Here is a 20,715-nt window from a genome sequence, read left to right as displayed (position 1 = left end):
TACTGAGACGGATGCGCAGTGTCATCGGTTCGTGCTGTCATGGTGATCCGCATTGCTGGCGATCCGCACGCTCAGCGGCAAGTGTGGTGAGAACGTCCTGCAGCACTAGTCCGTGGTTGTGCTCGGGGTCTTTTGCCGCGATGAGCAGCGTGACAACATCGCAGGTGAGATGGTTTTCCACGAAGTCGCGTGCGGCTCCGCTGTCAGCCAGTTCCTGACGGTAGCTGTGTGCAAACTCCTCAAATCGTTCGGGTCGGTGTCCGAACCAGGTGCGCAGCTGCGGTGATGGTGGCAGGTCCTTGTTCCATTCGTCCAGGGCGGCGCGCTCCTTGGAGATCCCCCGTGGCCAGAGACGATCGACAAGAACCCGGAGGCCGTCAGACGGCTCCGGATCCTCGTAGATGCGTTTGAGATGAAACTCAGGCATTCACGACAAGCTCTTTCTTGAGGCCGCCGAGTGCCTTGGAGACGGGGCAGTTGTCCTTTGCCCACTCAGCCTTTTCCTTGAAGGCTTCAGCATCGAGGCCGGGAACCTTACCGCTGACGGTGAGTTTGGCTCCGGAAATGCCGTCCTTCGGGTTGAAGGAGACCTCGACAGTGGTGTCGAGGAATTCGGGTGCATGTCCGTTTTCGGTCAGCTCGTTGGTCAGTGCCATCGAATAGCAGGTGGCAAAGGCTGCTGCGATGAGTTCTTCGGGGTTCGTGGTGCCCTGGCCTGGATCAGTGCGCTTGCCCCACGCGACGTCCAGTGTGACCACACCGGATGTTTCGAGTGTCGTTTGTCCGGCGCCGTCTGTCAGGCCACCTTCCCAGTGGGTGCTCGCAGTGCTCACAGTTGAATTCGCCATTGTGACTCCTCTCATAGTGGATGTGCACTTCATGTCTACCCTATTTGCCGGCTCGGCGCGCCCTCAATGGAAATATTCAGCGCGCGGCGAGATTATTTTGGGTGAGACCATGCGCGTGGGAATGCGGTGTTGGCGCCTGGCGGCGCTGTCACATCCAGCCGAACCTGGCCGGGTGCACCTGGACGTGTTGGCTCATCTGTCGCCGCACGACCGAGTGCACCTAGCGCTCGTAGGTCACGCATTACAAATCGTTGAGTTCGTGATAGGTCAGCAATCCAGCGTCACGGAATCCGAGCCGCTCAAACAGTGCCCGCATGGGCGTGTTTTCGGATCCGTATCCGCGCGCAGATGCCCGTTCGGTGACTGCGTCGCAGCGAATTCAATCAGCTTGCGAGCCAGTCCCATTCCGCGAGCTTCTTCGGCAACGATCAGTCGGTGCATCACCCATGTTCCCTCCTTCCCTCGCGCGGAGTCTTCCACGTCAGATTGGCCGCATCGTAAAACGGGCCGGGAGTGTCGTCGATACTCAGATAGGCCAGGACGTCTCCTCTGCTGGCAACCCCCCCATCCGTAGCCGCTTCGAATATCTGCCTCAATATGCTCGGTCAATGGATAGATGCCAGATTGCCACTGATCAAGTCCATCGCGCTGCATCCGATCAGCTTCGCGGGCAAACAGCGCCATGATCTGCTCGGTGTCGGCACCGATCGCGCGGAATTGGCGCGCGCCTCAATCAAGCGCTCAAGGTAGAAATCAACGGATCAAGGTATAAGACTTTGAACTATCAACGGGCAAAGGTCTTAGTCAACTGGTCAAGGTGCTACGGGAGCGTCGGATCAACTGGTCAAGGTAAGAGCGCCTCCACGTGCAGTCTCCTCACAGCCAACTGCAAACCGGCGCCGACCCGTGAAAGCAAACCGCGCCCGCCCCGTGAAAGCAAACCGGCGTGCATGTCACGCAGACGCACACGCCGGTCAGCAGTTCACAGCCCTGCGGGCGCTCAGAAAGACGACACCTCGTAAAGGGAGCGTCCCTCTTTCACGTGCCCGCGCTGGAGGCCTTACTTGGCAGCTTCTTCAGCTTCCTTGTTGGCCTTCTCATCGGCTTCAAGCTTGGCCTGAGCAGCCTCTTCAGCCGCAGCCTTTTCCTCGTCGGTCGGGGTTTGCGACACGCCCTGCGCGTCATCAGCGCTTTCTACCTCAACGTCAGGCAGTTCAACATCGGTGTCCAGGTCAGCCCAGTATTCCTCGGCCCACGGATCTTCGATCGGCTGGCTTCGACGCCACAACAGGTATCCCACACCAGCGGCGCTCAGCCCCAGTGCCGTCCAGCCGAGGCACTTGGCAACTCGGTGTGACTTACGCTTTGGGGTCGGCGTGGTCAACGCATGTGATCCGGCATCGGCAGCGCGGCGAGCGCGTTCGATCAGGTCACCGTCAGTCTGAGCGGCAGCCGTTGCTTCCGTCCATGCGCGGTTCACGCGAGGCATGTAGTCATCCTCGGCACGCTTACGTGCTTCTTCAACCACGGGACGAACCTTGTCTGCAGCATCGCGGGCACGGTCAGTCGCTTCGTCAATGTAAGGTTGGGCAGACTTGCGGGCGCTGTCTGCAGTCTTGCGAGCATTATCCAATACCTCCTGAGCGCGCGGGCCGGCCCAGTCCAAGCCCTGTTCCGCCAGGTCAGCGACCTTTTCGGCAGCGGCATGAGCCTGCTCAGCCAGAGTGGACCCCAGCTGAACGGCATCAGATTTAATCTGCTCCGGATCGAGTTGGTGTTTCTTAGCCATTGATGCCTCCGGATCTTGTTTCTTCATTGCGACGAATGACGCAAAGGGTCTTCCCCCCTATTGTGCACCGTCACACGATTCAATGCACTTCAATCACACCATAAAAGGCCGGCAGACAGTGACCATTTACGTAAAATGCGCGCTGGGCGAACGGCTGCCCACACGCGTGCTCACAGGCGGAAAATCTGTCACTATAGATTCATGCAAGCTATTCTTCATACTTCACAAGGCGATATCCGCCTGGACCTGTACCCCGACCACGCACCGTTCACGGTGAAGAACTTCGTGGGGCTGGCAACCGGTGAGCGCGTGTGGACGCACCCCGGCACCGGTCAGGAAATGAGCTCACCGCTGTACAACGGCGTGATCTTCCACCGCGTCATCGACGGTTTCATGATCCAGACAGGTGACCCGCTCGGCACCGGCACAGGAGGTCCCGGCTACCAGTTCAATGATGAAATCCATCCGGAACTGAACTTCAACGAGCCGTATGTCCTGGCAATGGCCAACGCCGGAACCCGCATGGGGAAGGGCACCAACGGATCCCAGTTCTTCATCACCGTCGCACCGACCCAGTGGCTGCAGGGCAAGCACACGATCTTCGGCAAGGTGGCCGACGATGAGTCACGCAGCGTCGTCGACGCGATCGCACAGGTTCCCACCGACGGACGCGACAAGCCGCGCGAAGACGTCGTGATTGAATCCGTGGAGATTCTTGACAAGTAGACGCGGGCTGATGCCTGCATCATCAGTGACGAGGGCGACCACCGGTAAGCTGGATACTGCCAGCCCTGACAGCCGGATGGGACGCCCTCGTCCACTGTGGCGGGCGCAGCCCTTCCAACGGTGAGTTCGAACAAAGGATGAGTATGGCCAAGATGCCTCAGTACGGTCAGCGTTCAGACCCGAATGCGGCTCCGCCGTGTCCACGCCACCCTGATGTGCAGTCCATCGACTACTGCAAGGTATGTAACCGGCCGATGTGCTCGCAGTGCCGTGTACCGGTGGAAGTGCGCGCCATGTGTGTGGACTGTGCGAAGAAACGAGGCCGACGCGGACGCCGTCAGATGCGCTGGACTCAAAAACCGACCGTGACGATGGTGCTTATTGGCCTGTGCGCAGTGACATTCGTGGCGATGAAGCTCATTCCGCAGGTCTACAGTTCCCTGGCGTTCATGCCGGCGATCGGATGGCTTGAGCCCTGGCGAATTCTGACGACTGCATTCCTGCATGCCAACGTCCTGCACATCCTGTTCAACCTCGTCGCACTGTGGTTTGTCGGCTCGAGCATCGAGCCTGTGCTTGGATGGTGGCGTTTCCTCATCCTGTATATCGCCAGCGCGATCGGTGGCAGTGCCGGTGTCCTGGCCTGGTGCTTCGTCAGCCGACAAACACTGTTGGTGACCACTGTTGGGGCGTCGGGCGCCGTATTCGGCCTGTTCGCCGCGATTTTCGTCCTTCAGAAGATGAGCGGGATCAATACGACATCGATTCTGATCCTGCTGGCAATCAACCTCGGTTACGGCTTCATCGTGCCCAATATTTCCTGGCAGGCGCATGTCGGCGGCATGATCGTGGGCGCGCTGGTGACGTGGGGCTTTGCGCATATCATGAGGCGCCCGCCGCGTCGCAGGAGCGGTGAGGTCGTCGTCAACCGTCAGGCCGAGGCCACGCGCAAGACACGCATCAGCGCACTGGCCGGTGCAGGAATGCTGATCGCCGTGTGCGCCGTGGTGGCTGTGGAATATGCCGCGTTGCTCGCTTTGAACTACTAGTCGGTTTACGGGCGGACGAGGTGAGGTGAGCGCCGCCGCATGGTAAATGAAGTCAGCGCGCTCGCCGAGCAGCCGAGCTTACCGCCAGCGCAGCGTCATCAGGAAACCGATCAGCATAATGCCGAAACCGATGACCAGGTTCCACCATGAGATACCGGGGATCGGGAAGCGTGCGGACGAGATGTAGTACACCATGACCCACACCAGGCCAACAATGAGCAGTGTAATGAAAGCCGGAGCCCACCACGATGGGCTCATGGGGATGTCTTCAGTCCATGAGTGGACTTCGGTATCCTGCTCAGCTACTTCGCCGCTTTTGCGCTTGCGTTTTTTCGACTCGGCCACAACCTACTCCTGATCGCTCTCCCGGAATGGGGCCGGGACTTGAATAACTGCCGTGGCGCGTTATGCGCCTGGATATCCTCTAGCGTAGTCTCGGAGTGGGGTATCGGCCAAAGCGATCGACGCGCGGTGGTCGTTTTCGGTCTATCTCACTGTGGTCTGCCGCCTGCCAACGTGATGCACCCACCGCTCAGATATGGTCCGACCAGTCAGGAGGGATGATGAGCGACAGCGATTCGCCGCAGTCACCTCCGCCGAGCTATGCCCCGCGTGCGCGGATGGATCCACCACGTAAACGTTCAGGGGAGCGTTCGCCCAAGAGACGAACGTGGAAGAAAACCCGCTCAGCACTGGCAATCCTGGTCGTGATGGTCACCTGCGGCGTCGTCTTCGGCATAGCGGCCTCCAATACGCGGGGCCAGGCATCAAGCAGCGACGTCAACCTGCTGTCCATGGTGCGAGACAGGCAGGAAACCGTTCAGGAGCTGACAGATCAGCGCAACAGCCTGCGCGAATCCATCCATCGCTACGTGGACACCACCTCATCGAGTGACGATCCTGCAACGAATGAGGGAGCTGCCTCGTCAATCCCGATCGGAACGACTACCGCTGTTCAGGGGCCGGGTGTCACCGTCACGCTCACTGACGCGCCTGCAGATCAGATTCTGCCCGAGGGCGCCCAGCCCGACGATCTGGTGATTCACCAGCAGGACATTGAAGATGTGATGAATGCGTTGTGGCGCGGCGGTGCGGAAGCGATGACGGTGCAGGGCAAGCGCGTCACGTCACGCTCGGTCATTCGCTGTATCGGCAACGTCATCCTGGTGGACGGCACCTCGTATTCACCGCCGTATGCGATTTCCGCCATAGGCGATCCTGATCGCCTCAAGCGAGCAATCAATTCAGATGAGAGAATAATCAACTATAAGAGGTATGTCGTGAAGTACGGCCTGGGCTGGCGTCTGGATGAAGAAAAGGACTTGACATTCACCGCACTGCCCGAAGACACTTCACCTCAGTACGCGCGCATTGTGGAGGATCATGGCTAGTTCAGGCACACCGGCTCACGTCCGGAGGATTGAGAGCGCCCCAGCATCATTGCCGACCCGCATCATCGGAGTGATCGGTGAGTTGCTCATCACCGTTGCCATCATCCTGGGCCTCTTCGCGTTCTGGCAGTTGTTCTGGACGAGCTACCAAGTCAGCGGGCCGGCGCAGGAAACGGTTCTGCAATTCGAACAGGAACACCAGGCCCCGCAAAAATCAGGTGAACGGCGCACGGATGAACCACCGGCGATCGATCAGCCTGCTCCTGGTGAGGTGTACGGCGTTGTTCACGTGCCGAAATGGAACTGGGCAAAGATTCCGCTTGCTGAAGGCACCACTCCCGATGTGCTCGCGAAAGCGTATGCCGGGCACTACGTGGAAACGGCTCAGCCGGGCGCCCTCGGCAATTTCTCTGTCGCCGGGCACAGGCGAACCTACGGCAACAACTTCCGTTTCATTGACCGCCTCGAACCTGGTGACCAGGTCGTTGTCGAAACGGCCAACACGTACTACGTGTACACGATGGACAATTTCGAGATCTACTCCGCCGACGATGAAACAAACATCAAGACGATCGCTCCAGTCCCCGGCGACCTCAGTTTTTCTGAAACCCCTACCGAGCGGTGGATGACGATGACGACGTGCCATCCCGAGTGGTCGAACACGGAGCGATACATCGTGCACCTCAAGCTGGATTCGTGGACGCCCAAGGAAACCGGTGTTCCTGCAGCACTGGCCAACGAGCCTGCGAAATGACCGCCGTATTTGTCTTGCCCCGCGTGTGAAGAGAGGATTCGACCAACATGTACGCATGGATTTTCCGCCACCTACCTGGCCCGGCCTGGCTCAAGACCATCGAGGCTATTTTGCTGATCGTTCTTGTCATCGCCGTGCTGTTCCAATGGGTGTTCCCGTGGTTCCAGTCCACTTACATTGACGGGAACGTCACCGTCTGATGACAACACCTGGAAACGACTCGTCAATGGCCCCAACCGAATCTGCTCCGCGCCAGCGTCGAATCCTGTGCGTGGACAACTATGACTCATTCGTCTGGACCATCGTCGGCTACCTGCGTCACCTCGGCGCGCACGTGGACGTCGTGCGTAACGACCAGGTGGATCTTTCCCTCATTGACGAGGGCGCCCGCGGGGCCGCTGCTGATGGTGAGCGTACGTATGACGGCGTGCTCGTCTCACCCGGGCCAGGCCGACCCGAGGAGGCAGGAAGCCTGCTTGATGTGATCGATGTGTGTGCCAGATGGCACGTACCGATGCTGGGAGTGTGCCTGGGGCATCAGGGACTGGGTGAGTATTTCGGAGCGGACGTGGTGCGCGCTCCCGAATTGATGCACGGTAAGACCTCACCGATTACGCACGATGGGCGCGGTGTTTTCGCCGGCGCGGAGAATCCTCTCACCGTCACGCGTTATCACTCGCTGGTTGTCGATCCTGCGACGGTGCCGGAGTGCCTGGAGGTCAGTGCGACCACGGACAGTGGCATCATCATGGCGTTGCGCCACAGAGAGCTTCCTCTTGAGGGCGTGCAGTTCCATCCTGAATCGGTGATGACGCGCTCGGGCCACCTCATGCTGGCCAACTGGTTGGCAGCCTGCGGTGACGCGGATGCGCCCAGGCGCGCACGTGAGCTGACACCTGTGGTTGCCGAGCGCTCTGAGCTAACCGACTAACGGGCCGACCGCGGGGCCGGGCACCGAGCCGGCGCTTACCGTCGATTACTTAGTTGCCACTTTGAGAGCCTGAGGACGATCCCCTCGAGACGTACACCTTCACCGTGCCACCCTGGGAGACGAGCTGGCCTTCGCCGGGCTCAACGTTGACGACCATTCCCTTGGCGACATCGTTGCTGTCCATCTCGTACACATCCGGAACCAGTTTGAGTTCCTTGAGAGCGTTGACCACAGCTTCCTGGGACTGGCCGGGAAGGCCGGCAGGGATAGCCACATTTCCGGACGCAAGCTGCAGCGTGATTTCTGAATCCTTGGCGACTTTTTCACCGGCAGCGGGTGCGGAGGAGACGACACGATCCTTCGCCTGCTCGGCGGAATCGACGCTCGTGACCGATCCGACCCGCAGTCCGGCTGCTTCGATCGTGGAACGCGCCTGCTCCTGGCTCATTCCGTTGACATCAGGAACGGCAACCTGGTTGCTGCCCGAGGACACGATGAGCGTAACCGTCGATCCCTTCTTGGCCATTTCCTTAGCCTTCGGTGAGGTTTCGACGACGCTGCCTTCAGCAATATCATCGGATGGCTTCTTCTGGTCGGAGACCTTTACTTCGAAACCGGCGTTTTCCAGGATTGTGCGCGCCTGATCCACCGGATTGCCGGTGACATCAGGAACGGGCTGGGAAGCTGGTCCCGAGGAGAGGAACACAGTAACTGACGAGCCTTCTTCGACCTGGGTGGAGGGCGGCGGATCAGACTGAGCGACGCGGCCTTCTTCCACATCTTCCGATTCGACGGGATCACCAATGGCGAAGACCAGCCCCGCACCTTCGACAGCCTGTTTGGCTTCCTCCTGCGTCATGCCGATCAGAGCATCAGGAACGGTGACCTTTTCAGGATCCTTGTTCGACTGCATGAGGGCGACCGCACCGATTCCCAGCGCGCCAATCAGAAGAATCACCAGTGCGACGATCAGACCTGTGCGCTTCTTGCGCGGTTCTGCTTCCTCCTCGGTCGCCACAGACGTGTCAGCGTACTGGGCACGGTTCCTGTTCGTATAGCTCGGCGGTGGCGGGGGAGGCGATGACATCTGCGACAACGGCATCGTGGCGGTCGCACCAGATGAGCTGCCCGCATTGGCCAGTGCGGCCGTCTCCCACACCTGGGTGGCAGGTGCATCCACGTCAGCACCGTGTACGGCCCGGATCAGGTCAGAACGCATCGATGCTGCTGAGGAGTACCGATCCTCACGATCCTTCGCCAGGCACTTCATCACCACTCGGTCAAGCGACTCCGGAATATCCGGTGTAATGGACGAGGGCAGCGGTGGCGTCGAGGAGACATGCTGATAGGCCACGGCAACGGCGGAATCTCCCTTGAACGGCGGCCGGCCTGTGAGCAGTTCAAAGAGGACGATGCCGGTGGAGTACAAGTCGGAACGCGCGTCGACCTGTTCACCGCGGGCCTGCTCAGGGGACAGGTACTGCGCCGTGCCGACTACCGCATTGGTCTGCGTCATGGTCGCCTGAGAATCTGTCAGAGCGCGGGCGATACCAAAATCCATCACCTTGACCTTGCCGTCAGTGGTGAGCATGATGTTGCCCGGCTTGATGTCGCGGTGGACGAGCGACTGCGAGTGGGAATATTCCAGTGCCGACAAGACGCCGGATACGATCTCGACCGCCTCGTCGATCGGAACCGGAGTGCCGTCAGCCAGCAGATCCTTAACGGTGTGTCCTTCGACGTACTCCATCACGATGTAGGGGACGGATACTCCCGAACCATCGGGCGTGGTGACGACCTCTTCGCCAGTGTCATACACGGCGACGATATTGGGGTGGTTCAAAGAGGCTGCCGCCTGCGCTTCACGGCGGAAACGGGTCTGGAAGATCGAATCGCGCGCCAGGTCTGTTCGCAGCATCTTGATCGCGACGATGCGACTCAGGCGCGTGTCGAATCCCAGGCGGACTTCCGCCATGCCGCCTCGCCCGATGAGCGAGCGGATTTCGTAGCGTCCGCCTAGACGGTGGGCCATGGAATCGGCCATGTGTGAGCCTCCTCGATGATGAATTGACTCATCCCTAGGGGTAGAGACAATGATCCAAATCTATTGTAAAGGGTGGCAATGACGATCAGGACGATCGTGACAAAGATCAGTGCGATGATCAACGCCCGTCCCAGGACATCGCGCCGTGTCAGTGGCGGTGACACCTGCGAACGGTTGAAGCGCGTGGGTGTCGGCGAGCTCGCCTCATCGTGCTTGTTGAACCCGTTGCGCGCATTCGCACGGTCCACTGCGTGCCACCGGACGCGTGGGCGACCATCGCTCGACGAGCCAGATGTGTGCGCAGCTGTCGACGCACCGGATGCGCGATTCTTAGTCGAGGCGGCAGGGGAGTGCCCTGTCGACCCGGAGTGACTGCGGGACGCCTCATGCTTGGTGTCGCGTGCCTGCGCAGTGGCACGCGCGCTTTGTCGCCTTAGCGCTTCCTGACGCTCCTGACGTTGCCTACCGGCCTGCAGGCGGCGTTCATGTGCCTCACGTTCGCGCTCCGCTGTCGCCTGAGCTTCCACTTCTTCGCGTTGACGCTGCTCCTGACGCTGGCGTTCCTCGGCGCGCTGTTTGAGGCGAGCCACCAGTTCTCGTCGACGCCGCTCGCGGGGATCCAGTGGTTTGTCGAGGGCATCCTCGTCAATGGTGGTATCGATTGTCAGATCCAGAACGGGAGCGACAGACGTTGTTGCATCAGCGAGAGCAGGGCCACCCCCGGCAGGAGTCGCTGGCATGGCAGGCGTGGCTGACGTGTCCTGGTGGGACGGCGCGATGACGGGCGGCTGAGCGGTGGTGTCGTCGGTAATCTCAAGGGCAGGAAGCGGGCGGGGAGCTGTCGACAGGTGCAGCGTGTGAGCAGCCTGAACCAGTTCACGAGCCAGAGCCGCACCGGATTGGGGACGAGACTTCGGGTTCTTCTCCAGCAGCTTCATCACGATCCGAGCAAACGGTTCAGGCACGCTGAATGGCAGCGGCGGCACAGGGTCATTGACGTGCGCAAACGCAATATCGACCTGGGTCTTTCCCGTGAACGGGCGCTTACCCGATGCAGCTTCGTAGGCAATGACACCAAGGGCGTACAGATCCCCAAGGGTTGTCGCCACTTCACCCATTGCCTGCTCGGGAGGCAGGTACTGAGCGGTTCCCATCACCATGCCTGCCGCTGTCATAGCGGCCTGATCGGCAGTGCGGGAGATCCCAAAGTCGGTGAGTTTGACGACTCCGTCAGGCCTGATCAGGATATTGGCCGGTTTGATATCGCGATGCACCACTCCTGCCGCTGCCGCTGCGTGCAGAGCCATCGCCACCTGAATCATCATCGGAATGATGTCCCGCACCTCCAGGGTGCGCCCACCGCGCAGGTAGTCCGTCAGGGGGCGGCCCTCGACCAACTCCATCATGATCCAGCCATACCCGCCGGCCTCGCCCGAATCCAGAACAGACGCAATGTTGGGATGCTCGATACGCATCGCGTTACGTGCCTCGATGCGCAGACGGGACAGCGGAAGCTGATGGCCGGACAGTTCCGGCCGCAACACTTTGGCCGCCACGATGTGCCCGGTCTGCTTATCACGTGCCTTCCACACTTCACCCATGCCGCCCTGTGCGATCCGCGTGAGCAGCATGTAGCGCCCGCCCAGCAAGTGTCCGGGCATGTAATGGTTATGCGTTGCTTCACTCATTGCAGGCCAGCCTCCAAAACGGCACGTGCGATCGGACCGGCCGTGTCACCACCATGAGGTACGGGCTGTTCATCATCACCTTCCACCAAAACGGCTATCGCGATCTGCGGGTCGTCGGCCGGGGCGAACGCAACGGTCCACGCATTGGCCTTGCCGGACCCGTCACCCGTTTCCGCCGTGCCGGTCTTTGCCGCCACTTGCCAGTTGCTCAGCGCCATCAGGCCGCCCGTGCCGTACGGCTCATTCACCGTTGACACCATCATCGAGGTCAGCTGGGAGGCCACACCAGCGCTGATCGGTTCAGCAAGCCTGGTCGGTGTCATCTGCTGAGTGGACTGCAGATCGGCGTCCACGATCTCACGTATGAGCTGCGGCTTCATCATGACGCCGTGGTTACCCACCGCCGCGGCCACCATCGCCATCTGCATCGGGGTCACCTGGACGTCAAACTGTCCGATCGATGTGAGCGCCCGTTCAGGCGCATTGGCATCTTCCGGGTAACGCGAGGGTGTCACCGTCAGCGGAATGGACAGTTCCGTTCCGAATTGAAAACGCTCGGCCATGTTGGCCAGTGCCGTGTCAGGCAGCTGCTGAGAGGCAATGACAAAGGAGGTGTTGCAGGAGCGGGCGAATGCTTCACGCAAGGCAGGTTTTCCGTTGCCGCAGGTTGTGGATTCGATATTCGACACCGTCGTAGTGGACTCGGGCAGTGGTGTCTCCACCGGCGAATCGACGGGCGTATCGGGTGTCATGCCGTTTTCGAGCAGGGCTGCTGCCGTCAGGATCTTGAACGCTGACCCTGGTGCGTACCGATTTCCCGCGATCGCACGGTTCGTCAGCGGCTGCGCAGGGTCGGCAACCAGGGCGTCATAGGCATTTTGAACAGTCTGAGCATCGAAAGAGGCCAGTGGATTGGGATCGTAGCTGGGTGATGAATACAAGGCCAGTACCGCTCCAGTTTTTGGGTCGAGGGCGACCACCGCGCCTTTCCTGGCACCGAGTTCTTCAGCTGCCACCTGCTGCATCTGTTCATTCAGTGTCAGAACCACGCCACCGCCCTGACGCTCCGACCCTGTGAACAGGGTGCGGATCCGATGCATCAGGAGGGCGTCCGACCGGCCATCCAGAACGTCTTCGGATGCGCGCTCAATGCCGCTGGCCTGAGAAAACACAGAAGAAAAGTAGCCAGTGACATGTGCGTAGAGCGGGCCTTGCGAGTAGTAGCGTTGGAAGCGTGCAGAGCCCTCCTCCTTTGAGGAAGAAGCAACGGCGTCACCACCGACGATAATGGGGCCACGATCGATTTCTGCGGCGTGCAAGATGGTGCGAGTATTACGTCCATCTGCGTTCAGGGATGGAGCCTGGAAGAACTGGATAGACGTTGCCGCGCATGCCAGGGCGGCAAACATGACAAGCATCAACAGGAACAATCTGCGGATCTGCGTGTTCACTGTGCCTCACCACCCTCAGATGCAGTGGCGGTTGTGCGGTGATCGGCACTTGCGGAGCGTGACTGAGCCAGCGCATTGTCACCGGCGTGGGAAGCGTGTCCACTGATTGCTGAGGAGGGGATCGGGCGGGTGGGGCGCCTCGCAGCATCGGAAATACGCACCAGCAACGCGATCATCACCCACGACGCCACCATCGATGATCCGCCGGCAGCAAGGAAAGGGGCAGTCAGGCCGGTCAACGGAATGACTCGCGTAATACCCCCCAGGACGACGAACACCTGAAGTCCCAGTGAGAAGCTCAAACCAGCAGCCAGTAGCTTGCCGAATCCGTCGCGCACACCGATGGCTGCGCGCAAACCGCGCTCGATCAAAATCAGGTACAGCAGCAAAATGGCCAGCAGCCCGGTCAGTCCGAGCTCTTCAGCCAGTGACGACAAGATGAAGTCGGACTCGGCGTGGACCACGAGGTGCGGGTAGCCACGCCCCCAGCCGGTGCCCATCAGTCCGCCGGAAGCCTGACCGAAGAGGCCCTGGACGACCTGATAGGACCCCACTTGCGCGTTGTACACGTCATTGTCCAGGGCATTGAGCCATACGTTGAAACGGTTCTGAACGTGTGGGAACGCGCGTACTGCCAAAATAACGGCGGGAGTGAACATGACAACGCCGATCACCAGCCACGAGGGACGGTTGGTCGCCACGTACAGGATCGCCACGAACATGCCGAAGAACATGAGGGATGTGCCCAAGTCACGCTGGAGTACCAGAATCGCGATGCCGATGAGCCACACCACCAGGATCGGACCTAGGTCACGTGCGCGCGGCAGGCGCATTCCCAGGATCTTCGGACCGCCGATGGCCAGTGAGTCCCGCTTGTTGACCAGGTAGCCGGCAAAGAAGATGGCTAGGGTGACTTTGACGAGTTCGCCTGGCTGCAAGCTGAGCGGCCCCATGCGGATCCACACGCGCGCGCCCATTTGTTCACTGCCGATGACAGGGAGCATGGGCAGGAGCAACAAGACCAGGGAGATCACTCCGAACGTGTACGTAAAGCGGCGCAGGAGGCGGTGATTCCGCACCACGATCAAGGTGAGTGCTGCGGCAACCAGTGCGACACCCACCATGATGAGCTGCTTCGTGCTGGTTGGCATGAGGTGGCCACCAGATTCAGTGTCGTAACGCCCGAGCATGTCATAGGTCAGATCCAGGCGGTAAATCATCGCCAGTCCCAGCCCGGTCAATGCCACCGAGATCGGCAAGATGACAGGATCGGCGTAGGGTGCCAGCACGTGCATCCCGATTTCAGCGGCTATGGCAACCACCAGCAGGATCACGATATGCATCCCCAGGTTCGGGGGGATAACGCCGGTGCGGTTGATCGTCGTCAGCACGTAGCCGCCGATTCCGATGGCCAGTGCCACCACCATGAGCGCAATTTCCACCAGGCGTCGAGGACGTGTCGGCGCCACCATCACTGTTGCCATTACAGTGCCTCCACGTCGGAGGAATCACTGTGGCGGAGCGACTGTGGCTGCGGCTGGGTGCCCGACTGTGAGGAACGTGATGACTGTGGCCGGTCACCACCCGATTGGGCATCCGTACTGTCTGGTCCCTGGGCACTCACGGGTGCCAGCTGCGCAATATATGCGTCGATTTCCTCGCGTGAGGAACGGGTGACAGGTTCCTGCAGTCGTTCACGATCCACGTTATCGAGGGAAGCCAGCGAAATAGAGGTGACCTCCACGCGGTGCGAAAAGGCCCACGGCCCCAGCGTCTGAGGAATTCCCTGGTAGATGGCGACCGCCCCGTCCTCGCCAATCGCATAGTACTGCTGCTGTGACCAGCGGTATCCCAAAAAGCCTGCCAGGACCACAGCTGCTACGGCCAGCACACCCACGGCAATGGTCCACCACCGCATGCGAGGCCGCTCAGGTTCAGCGGCATCCTCGTCAGGATCTGAAAGTGAATGAGTCGAGGTTGATCGGGCCAGGGCCGCTGCGCGCGCAGCAGCACCGTCACCTCCGCGGGTGGGTGCCTGACGGTCGGTCGCGGCAGCACCCACAATTTCAGGAGCAGTCTGGTTCGTTGTGCCTGCCGGAACAATATCCGCGATCACGCACGTCACATTGTCAGGCCCACCGGCACGCAACGCCAGGTCAATGAGCTTTTCGGCGCACTCGCCCGGATCTTCATACTCGGTCAGCACCGAACCGATCGTGTCTCCCGATACCACTCCGGACAGACCGTCTGAACACAGCAGCCAGCGATCTCCCACAACAGCCTGACGCATGGTTTCGTCAGGAACCACGCTGGCCTGCGAATCCCCTAGAATCTTCAGCACCACGTTGCGCTGAGGATGCTGTTCAGCCTCGTCAGGCGTGATCTGGCCACTGTCAACAAGGTACTGGACAAAAGAATGGTCAGTGGTGACCTGCGTGAGGGTGTGGCCACGCATCACGTAGGCACGAGAATCACCAATATGGACCATCGCCAGTTTTGAGCCGGCACGCATGATCGCAATGCAGGTGGTTCCCAGACCCTTCAGCTCCGGGTCAGTTTCCGAGCGTTCACAGAGCTCATCGTGTGCATCCACCAGGCTGTCATGCAGGAGCTTGGCGATCGAATCAGCTGGATATGATTCCGAATCCAGGTGCGCCAGGTGGGCGATCGCGACGGATGAGGCGATATCACCGCCGGCCGGGCCGCCCATACCGTCAGCGAGTACAAGCAAATTGGGGCCCGCGTAGGCAGAGTCCTGATTGTTCTTGCGGACCAGTCCGATATCAGACCGGGCTGCATAGTGAAATTCGATTGCTTCAGGACTCACGACGCTCACCTGACCAATTCAAGCGTGGTTTGTCCGATGCGAATCGTCGTGCCGGGATGGACGACGGTCGGCTGTGTGATGCGCTCGTCGTCCACGAACGTGCCGTTGCGGGAGCCGAGGTCCTCGATGACCCATTCGCCGTCTTGTGGGGAGAGCATGGCGTGCTGCCCCGAGACGTACTCGTCCTCCAGCACCATGATGCAGTTCGGGGAGCGTCCGATGGTGATCTGGGCGGAGCCAAGTGTCAGAGTCATTCCGACCAGCGGGCCGCCTGTAATGAGCAGTGATCTGGGAATCAGTTCATCTGATGCGCGATCCTTGCGAGCTTTCTGCGACTTCTTGCGTCTCTTGTCAGCGGTACGCCGGCCCTTGCCACGAGGGGTGACAACGGTTCCGAAAATGTCTCGACGCAGCGTGGACACTGCGGCGAGCACCATCAGCCACAGCAGAGCCAGGTATCCGACGCGAAAAACAGTAAATGCCAGATCGCTTGTCATCACCGTTCCTCGTCAGCTGGTTCAGGATGGGTCCAAAACAGAATCCGGGTTCTGCCCACCGTCAGTTGGTTGCCATCCACCAGCGTAGCGGCATCGATGCGGTGTCCCTCCACAAAAGTCCCGTTCGTGGAACCCAGGTCTGTTGCGATGACCCCGGTGGGAGTGATGCGCAGTTCGAGGTGATGGCGTGACACGCCTGAATCGGTGATGACAATGTCGCAGTCTGAGCCGCGCCCGATCACGGTGACTGGTTCGGTCAGCAGCCAGCGGTCTCCATCCACATCGATGATCGGATGTTCAGGGGAAGCCTCGAGCACTGTCGCTGGAGCGACTGCGCCGCGCTCATTGGCAGCTTCAACGATGAGTTGCCCGGTCAGTTCAGATTCGTCTTCCTCGAAACTGACTGCGATGGGGCCAAGCAATGCATAGCCGTGCTGAGTGGCGTACTCTGTCGCGTCGCGTTCAAATTCATCGACGAGGACGGGCATGTCGTCACCGATGGATTCCAGATCCGTCACGGAGGTACGCACGACGAACTTATTGGGCGCGATGGTGCGGTCGGAGGAGACTTCCTGGAGGTTATCCTCCATGGCACGTCGGATTGCAGAATTCACGTCAACTGGCTTGAGGCCGGAACGAAAGACACGAGAAAAAACCGAGTTCACACCTTTTTCGACCGCGTTTTCGAAACGATCAAAGATGCTCATGGCGTCCCCTTCCCTTGCGTCACGCGTAACACTCCGATCACGCATGCACTACTGATGCAGTGCAAAGGCCAGTGTAACCGTGTCGGCGGAACACTCCTAAGCGAACATTCCGACGAGGACAGGACCGACAGGACTTCAGCTGTCTGCGGCACAGAGTCGGTACTCATAGTAACGACAATACCGGCATGGTTGAGTCTAGTGGAACATAAAAGGGTGGATTCTGGCCGATTGGCTCGCTATCATCGGCGCCATGATGGCACTACGTGAATACAACGGCAGTTCCAACCGCCTCGGCCGGCACCGGTGGTGCACCGCCCTGGCGTGCGTCGCTGTGCTCACGGGGCTCACGGCGTGCAATCCTGGTTCTGGGGACACTGCGCCGTCGGGCACACAGGAATCAGGCCAGTCTGCTGCGTCAAGCGCACCCCAGCCTGGCCCGCCCACCTCACCTGCCGGGATACGGTCCCACGTCGCTGACATGCCTGAGGCGCTTCCCGCTGATGACCCGCAGATCGGTCATGTCATTGACCGTTCGTCCACGGCAGACATCCCTGTGACCTGGCCGGGTATCCAGGGATTCGACGACGTCAACGCGTTCATGGAGCAGCGGGCCCTTGAGATGGCATCCTGGCCGGATTCTCAGGAAGTGCGCTACGACGTGTCCTTCGCTGCGGGGCAGTGGATCGGGTTCGTCCTCGAAGCCATCACCTGCACCGACGACGGCGAGGTCACGCGCTCGTCATCATGGATCGTTGATACCCAGGACCAAACGGTGGCGCCTGCGGCCACCCTCGTCAATGAGGATGAGCGGGTGCAGCTGTTCCCTGCCGCCAAGCGTGCGTTGCGTGAGGCAGATCGAGACCCGGGAACCTATCAGGACGCGTTGGCCAGGCTCGGCTTGCGTACGAACGAGGCGTGGCATGGGCCAGATGATGTGCGAATCGGCCAGGACGGCTCATTTGCGCTGATCCTGAACGCTGATAGTGGAGTGAACGCTGATCGCGCGGTGCTGGAAGTGTCCCCCGATCAGGCTGCCGAGGTGTCGAGCGACCTGGGTCGCGCTGTAACTGCGGCGGTGACAGGAGGCGCGGAATTTGCTGGGCTTCCCCAGCCCGAACCGCCATTCGTTCCCCTCGAGCCGCTGCCCGCAGATGGATCAGGTGTGATGGGTATGGTTCCGACCGAGAATGTGGATTGCAGTGCGGCGCAGTGTGTGGCGTTGACGTTCGACGATGGTCCCGATGCGAACCTGACGCCAAAACTGCTCGATGTGCTTGCATCGAAAGGCGTGCACGCCACGTTCTTCCAGTTGGGACCCAGTGTGGCGGCGCGCCCGGATATCACCGCTCGCGCTGTGAACGAAGGGCATGTGGTGGGGTCGCATTCCTGGTCGCACCCACAGCTCGACACGTTGCCGGTCGAGGGGATCCGTGATGAGGTAGCGCGCTCGCGGGATGCGATTCAGCAGGCCAGTGGGCTGTTGCCGGCGCTGATGCGTCCTCCGTATGGAGCGACCAATGACAAGGTAACCGGCGTGCTCAGTGAGGCGGGTCAGGCAGCGATCTTCTGGGATGTGGATTCTGAGGACTGGAAGAACCGCGACGTCAAGAGCACGACCGATCGGATTATGGCGACTGTGCGCGCCGGGTCGATCGTCCTGATGCACGACGTTCACCCTTCGACCATTGAAGCTGTCCCGGGCATCATTGATCAGTTGCAGCGCCAGGGCTTCACGCTGGTCACAGTGCCAACGCTGCTCGGTGGCGTGGAGGCTGGGCAGTCGTATTATTAGGGGGCTGGCGCTGCCGCGGAGGCAGCGTTACTGGCGAGTAGGTGGCCGGCGGTCATGCTTACTCAGCAGGCGGCAATTGGCCAGCCTCGCAGCATCCCGCTGGCGCTGCAGGCATTGCCTAGTGCGTTGAGACGTACGCGATGCTCGTTCCCAGGACATCTGTCACCTGAAGAACACCGCTCGCACCCGCTGGGATCTGGATAGCGACGCTACCAGTGCCTTGCTGTCCCGGTTCAAGGTCCAGAAGGTAGTACGAGTCCTCCAGACCCACGAGGTTGTCATAGTCGTAGTACGTCTGGCCTGCCTCGTCGATGAAGGCGAATGCCAGGAAGGGCAGGGTCTTTTCAGTGCCCTTGTTGGTGAAAGTGACATTGAGCAGGGAGTAAACCGTGCCGTCATCCGGAGGAGTGTTGAACATATTGCCGTTCACAATTTGGTCGGTGGCGTCGGGATTGAATGAATTGATCGCCACGTCCCACTGGCCAACGGTAATGGTTTCTCCCAGTGCTGCGGGATTGTCTCTCGAGGTTTGGGGCGAACTTGCCGTTCCGGGGGTGGGCATCTGTCCAGGCTGCTGTCCTGCCTGACCTGGGTCTCCTGATTGCTGGGGCGTGGTCGGAAGAGGCACGGTAGGTGCTGGGGCAATGGGGCTACTTTGCGGATCTTGATCCTGAGTTTCTGTCGCCGAGGGTTGTTCCTGTTCGTCGACAGTCTCATCAACGTCAGACAGATTGGCCATGATAAAGGCGACGACCAGAGCAATGAGTGCCGAAAGAACCGTCACTGCCAGCGCGATCAGTGCGCTGACGCGCGGCTGGTTCTTCAAGAAGAGCGCGACGAGGGAGCAAATAAACGCGACGCCGAGGATGACCCACCCTACGATCTGCGTCACTGGAATGACAGAGAGGATCAGGCCGAGGACTGCAAGGCCAAGCGCAACAAACGCGACGATGTTGATCTTCTTTGTTCCACCGGATTGGTTCGGTAGCTGTGACCATGAGCCACCAGGGCCTTGAGGCCCCTGCGGCCCGTAGGGCCCTTGTGGACTGTTGGGACCCTGCGAGCCATATGGTCCCTGTGGTCCGTACGATCCTTGCGGATTCGTGGGGCCTTGCGAACCGTATGCTCCCTGTGGGGTATAGGGCCCCTGTGGGCCGTTTTGCCATGACGGGGTGGATGACCATTGAGAATTGGACGATGGCCACTGCTGATTGTGTGACCACTGGTCGTTGTAGCCTGGCCCGTTTTGCCCCGGTTGTCCCGGCTGTCCCGGTTGGCCCGGCTGTCTTGCCGAGTTGCCTGCCCATTGCTCATGTGCAGGTGGCATCTGCGCTGTTTGCTGGTCGCGGCTCCAACGGCCGTAATCTCCGTCGGAGTTCGAGCCTTGTGACGTGGGACCTTCGGGGCTGAACCGGCCATCGCCGTCCTGGCTCAAGCTATTCGCGCCTTGTCCATTCCACTGTGCCGTCTGATCTGGCTTGGACTCGAATTGGCGTGCGTTGTCGAAACCGTAGGGACTACTGCCGTATCGCTGGTGCGAGTTGGCGTCGTTACCTGTCGGTGGGCGTGAATTCGTCATGATTCATCCTTCGTTCTACGACATTCGTGCAAGTGCGGTAGATCAGATGCGTGGGCGTGGAACCCAAAGTGGCTCTTTGATTGAGGTCTCAATTCACTTTAAGCGTATCGCCAACAGAGGCATTATGACGGGCGAAGGTGAAAGTTCCCGATGTGTGCCCGTCGAGTACCTGTCGTTACCGTTCGAACCTGGGGTGGTGGGTGGATTCGTCATGGACTGTCCTCGATCAAGTGGGTGAGACTCTAGGTGCGGTTCAATAACGAAATGGGCGCCCATTAAGCTTCGGCGCCCTCTTTATGAACCTATCCCTTTTGGTGACATGACACAGAAAAACGTTGCTCGCATATGCCGACGCATCGGCGTCCAACACGAACGTCCCTCGAACCTCGTCGCACTGTCAACGCTGATCTCTGAATCGATATCTCCCCGCGAGCATGGCTCTGCCGCGATACGTGAGTATGCGCGGCGGTGAGCCACGATACGTCCCCTGCGAGCGTGGGCCCTGTATATGCACCGTCTGGTGCACATACACCTAAATCTTCGTGCCTGCTTTGCATATGCCCCTAGATCTTCCCTGTTTTGGTGCACATTCCCCTAGATTTAACGCGAAAATTGCACATACCCCTAGCTAAAGTCGGCACC

General features: G+C 60.1%; 22 protein-coding genes. 9 read left to right on the top strand and 13 right to left on the bottom strand.

The window, feature by feature from the left end:
• Nucleotides 1-37 precede the first annotated feature (37 nt).
• From HMPREF2975_RS04400 to HMPREF2975_RS12765, 3 genes are all read right to left on the bottom strand, one after another.
• The gene (locus HMPREF2975_RS04400; RefSeq protein WP_070726004.1) at nt 38-427 is read right to left on the bottom strand and encodes a DUF488 domain-containing protein; all 390 of its coding nucleotides are present in this window, start codon (nt 425-427) and stop codon (nt 38-40) included.
• Nucleotides 420-848, bottom strand: coding sequence for an OsmC family peroxiredoxin (locus tag HMPREF2975_RS04395; protein WP_070726002.1), 429 nt, complete (start codon nt 846-848; stop codon nt 420-422). Before HMPREF2975_RS04395 ends, HMPREF2975_RS04400 begins: the two co-directional genes overlap by 8 nt.
• A gap of 267 nt (nt 849-1,115) precedes the next feature.
• On the bottom strand, nt 1,116-1,502 hold the full coding sequence (locus HMPREF2975_RS12765; RefSeq protein WP_227469255.1) for a GNAT family N-acetyltransferase: 387 nt from the start codon (nt 1,500-1,502) through the stop codon (nt 1,116-1,118).
• On the opposite strand from HMPREF2975_RS12765, the gene HMPREF2975_RS12920 reads away from it, so the two are divergent.
• Complete coding sequence (locus HMPREF2975_RS12920) at nt 1,473-1,598, top strand: hypothetical protein (RefSeq protein WP_264673888.1); 126 nt, start codon at nt 1,473-1,475, stop codon at nt 1,596-1,598. The two genes, HMPREF2975_RS12765 and HMPREF2975_RS12920, sit on opposite strands and share 30 nt — an antisense overlap.
• Nucleotides 1,599-1,908: 310 nt before the next feature.
• Here HMPREF2975_RS12920 and HMPREF2975_RS04390 read toward each other — a convergent pair whose 3' ends face one another.
• Nucleotides 1,909-2,637, bottom strand: a complete 729-nt coding sequence (locus HMPREF2975_RS04390) for a hypothetical protein (RefSeq protein ID WP_193599986.1) — start codon at nt 2,635-2,637, stop codon at nt 1,909-1,911.
• Nucleotides 2,638-2,838: 201 nt separating this feature from the next.
• Between HMPREF2975_RS04390 and HMPREF2975_RS04385 the strand changes: the two genes are divergently transcribed.
• On the top strand, nt 2,839-3,363 hold the full coding sequence (locus tag HMPREF2975_RS04385) for a peptidylprolyl isomerase (RefSeq protein ID WP_058237647.1): 525 nt from the start codon (nt 2,839-2,841) through the stop codon (nt 3,361-3,363).
• Between the two features lie 143 nt (nt 3,364-3,506).
• Nucleotides 3,507-4,412, top strand: coding sequence for a rhomboid family intramembrane serine protease (locus HMPREF2975_RS04380; protein ID WP_227469223.1), 906 nt, complete (start codon nt 3,507-3,509; stop codon nt 4,410-4,412).
• A gap of 78 nt (nt 4,413-4,490) precedes the next feature.
• Here the strand turns inward: HMPREF2975_RS04380 and HMPREF2975_RS04375 are convergent, their stop codons facing one another.
• Entirely contained in the window at nt 4,491-4,757 is a 267-nt protein-coding gene (locus HMPREF2975_RS04375) for a cell division protein CrgA (RefSeq protein ID WP_058237648.1), read from the bottom strand.
• A gap of 218 nt (nt 4,758-4,975) precedes the next feature.
• Between HMPREF2975_RS04375 and HMPREF2975_RS04370 the strand changes: the two genes are divergently transcribed.
• The 4 genes from HMPREF2975_RS04370 to HMPREF2975_RS04360 are packed head-to-tail and all read left to right on the top strand — an operon-like array spanning nt 4,976 to nt 7,488.
• Nucleotides 4,976-5,803, top strand: a complete 828-nt coding sequence (locus HMPREF2975_RS04370; protein ID WP_227469221.1) for a DUF881 domain-containing protein — start codon at nt 4,976-4,978, stop codon at nt 5,801-5,803.
• Nucleotides 5,796-6,557: a class E sortase gene (locus tag HMPREF2975_RS04365; protein WP_083314397.1), complete on the top strand. Its 762-nt coding sequence runs from the start codon at nt 5,796-5,798 to the stop codon at nt 6,555-6,557. Before HMPREF2975_RS04370 ends, HMPREF2975_RS04365 begins: the two co-directional genes overlap by 8 nt.
• Nucleotides 6,558-6,604: 47 nt before the next feature.
• Nucleotides 6,605-6,757: a hypothetical protein gene (locus tag HMPREF2975_RS12495; protein ID WP_193599985.1), complete on the top strand. Its 153-nt coding sequence runs from the start codon at nt 6,605-6,607 to the stop codon at nt 6,755-6,757.
• Nucleotides 6,758-6,783: 26 nt separating this feature from the next.
• Nucleotides 6,784-7,488 (top strand): anthranilate synthase component II, encoded by a 705-nt coding sequence (locus HMPREF2975_RS04360; RefSeq protein WP_070726148.1) that lies wholly within the window; start codon nt 6,784-6,786, stop codon nt 7,486-7,488.
• Nucleotides 7,489-7,537: 49 nt separating this feature from the next.
• Here HMPREF2975_RS04360 and pknB read toward each other — a convergent pair whose 3' ends face one another.
• The 7 genes from pknB to HMPREF2975_RS04325 are packed head-to-tail and all read right to left on the bottom strand — an operon-like array spanning nt 7,538 to nt 16,702.
• Nucleotides 7,538-9,532: a Stk1 family PASTA domain-containing Ser/Thr kinase gene (gene pknB, locus HMPREF2975_RS04355; protein ID WP_070725997.1), complete on the bottom strand. Its 1,995-nt coding sequence runs from the start codon at nt 9,530-9,532 to the stop codon at nt 7,538-7,540.
• The gene (locus tag HMPREF2975_RS04350) at nt 9,505-11,220 is read right to left on the bottom strand and encodes a serine/threonine-protein kinase (protein ID WP_227469218.1); all 1,716 of its coding nucleotides are present in this window, start codon (nt 11,218-11,220) and stop codon (nt 9,505-9,507) included. Before HMPREF2975_RS04350 ends, pknB begins: the two co-directional genes overlap by 28 nt.
• Entirely contained in the window at nt 11,217-12,671 is a 1,455-nt protein-coding gene (locus HMPREF2975_RS04345; RefSeq protein WP_070725996.1) for a peptidoglycan D,D-transpeptidase FtsI family protein, read from the bottom strand. The genes HMPREF2975_RS04350 and HMPREF2975_RS04345 overlap by 4 nt, the downstream gene beginning before the upstream one ends.
• Nucleotides 12,668-14,155, bottom strand: a complete 1,488-nt coding sequence (locus HMPREF2975_RS04340; protein ID WP_083314396.1) for an FtsW/RodA/SpoVE family cell cycle protein — start codon at nt 14,153-14,155, stop codon at nt 12,668-12,670. Before HMPREF2975_RS04340 ends, HMPREF2975_RS04345 begins: the two co-directional genes overlap by 4 nt.
• The gene (locus tag HMPREF2975_RS04335) at nt 14,155-15,498 is read right to left on the bottom strand and encodes a PP2C family protein-serine/threonine phosphatase (RefSeq protein WP_070726143.1); all 1,344 of its coding nucleotides are present in this window, start codon (nt 15,496-15,498) and stop codon (nt 14,155-14,157) included. Before HMPREF2975_RS04335 ends, HMPREF2975_RS04340 begins: the two co-directional genes overlap by 1 nt.
• 5 nt (nt 15,499-15,503) lie before the next feature.
• Nucleotides 15,504-15,995: an FHA domain-containing protein FhaB/FipA gene (locus HMPREF2975_RS04330; RefSeq protein ID WP_058237654.1), complete on the bottom strand. Its 492-nt coding sequence runs from the start codon at nt 15,993-15,995 to the stop codon at nt 15,504-15,506.
• Complete coding sequence (locus HMPREF2975_RS04325; RefSeq protein ID WP_058237655.1) at nt 15,995-16,702, bottom strand: FhaA domain-containing protein; 708 nt, start codon at nt 16,700-16,702, stop codon at nt 15,995-15,997. The genes HMPREF2975_RS04330 and HMPREF2975_RS04325 overlap by 1 nt, the downstream gene beginning before the upstream one ends.
• Before the next feature lie 250 nt (nt 16,703-16,952).
• Between HMPREF2975_RS04325 and HMPREF2975_RS04320 the strand changes: the two genes are divergently transcribed.
• Nucleotides 16,953-18,494 carry a polysaccharide deacetylase family protein gene (locus HMPREF2975_RS04320; RefSeq protein ID WP_070725993.1) on the top strand — a complete coding sequence of 514 codons (1,542 nt, stop codon included), beginning with the start codon at nt 16,953-16,955 and terminating at the stop codon, nt 18,492-18,494.
• A 118-nt stretch (nt 18,495-18,612) separates the two neighbouring features.
• Here HMPREF2975_RS04320 and HMPREF2975_RS12235 read toward each other — a convergent pair whose 3' ends face one another.
• Nucleotides 18,613-20,073: a DUF4352 domain-containing protein gene (locus HMPREF2975_RS12235; protein WP_070725992.1), complete on the bottom strand. Its 1,461-nt coding sequence runs from the start codon at nt 20,071-20,073 to the stop codon at nt 18,613-18,615.
• Nucleotides 20,074-20,392: 319 nt separating this feature from the next.
• Here HMPREF2975_RS12235 and HMPREF2975_RS12490 point away from each other — a divergent pair, with 319 nt between their 5' ends.
• Nucleotides 20,393-20,545: a hypothetical protein gene (locus HMPREF2975_RS12490; RefSeq protein WP_193599984.1), complete on the top strand. Its 153-nt coding sequence runs from the start codon at nt 20,393-20,395 to the stop codon at nt 20,543-20,545.
• Nucleotides 20,546-20,715 lie beyond the last annotated feature (170 nt).

The sequence above is a fragment of the Actinomyces sp. HMSC065F12 genome (assembly GCF_001814535.1).
In the GTDB taxonomy this organism is placed as follows: Bacteria; Actinomycetota; Actinomycetes; order Actinomycetales; family Actinomycetaceae; genus Pauljensenia; species Pauljensenia radingae_A.
The sequence above is the reverse complement of the archived record's forward strand: the minus strand, read 5'-3'. Positions and strand labels throughout refer to the sequence as shown.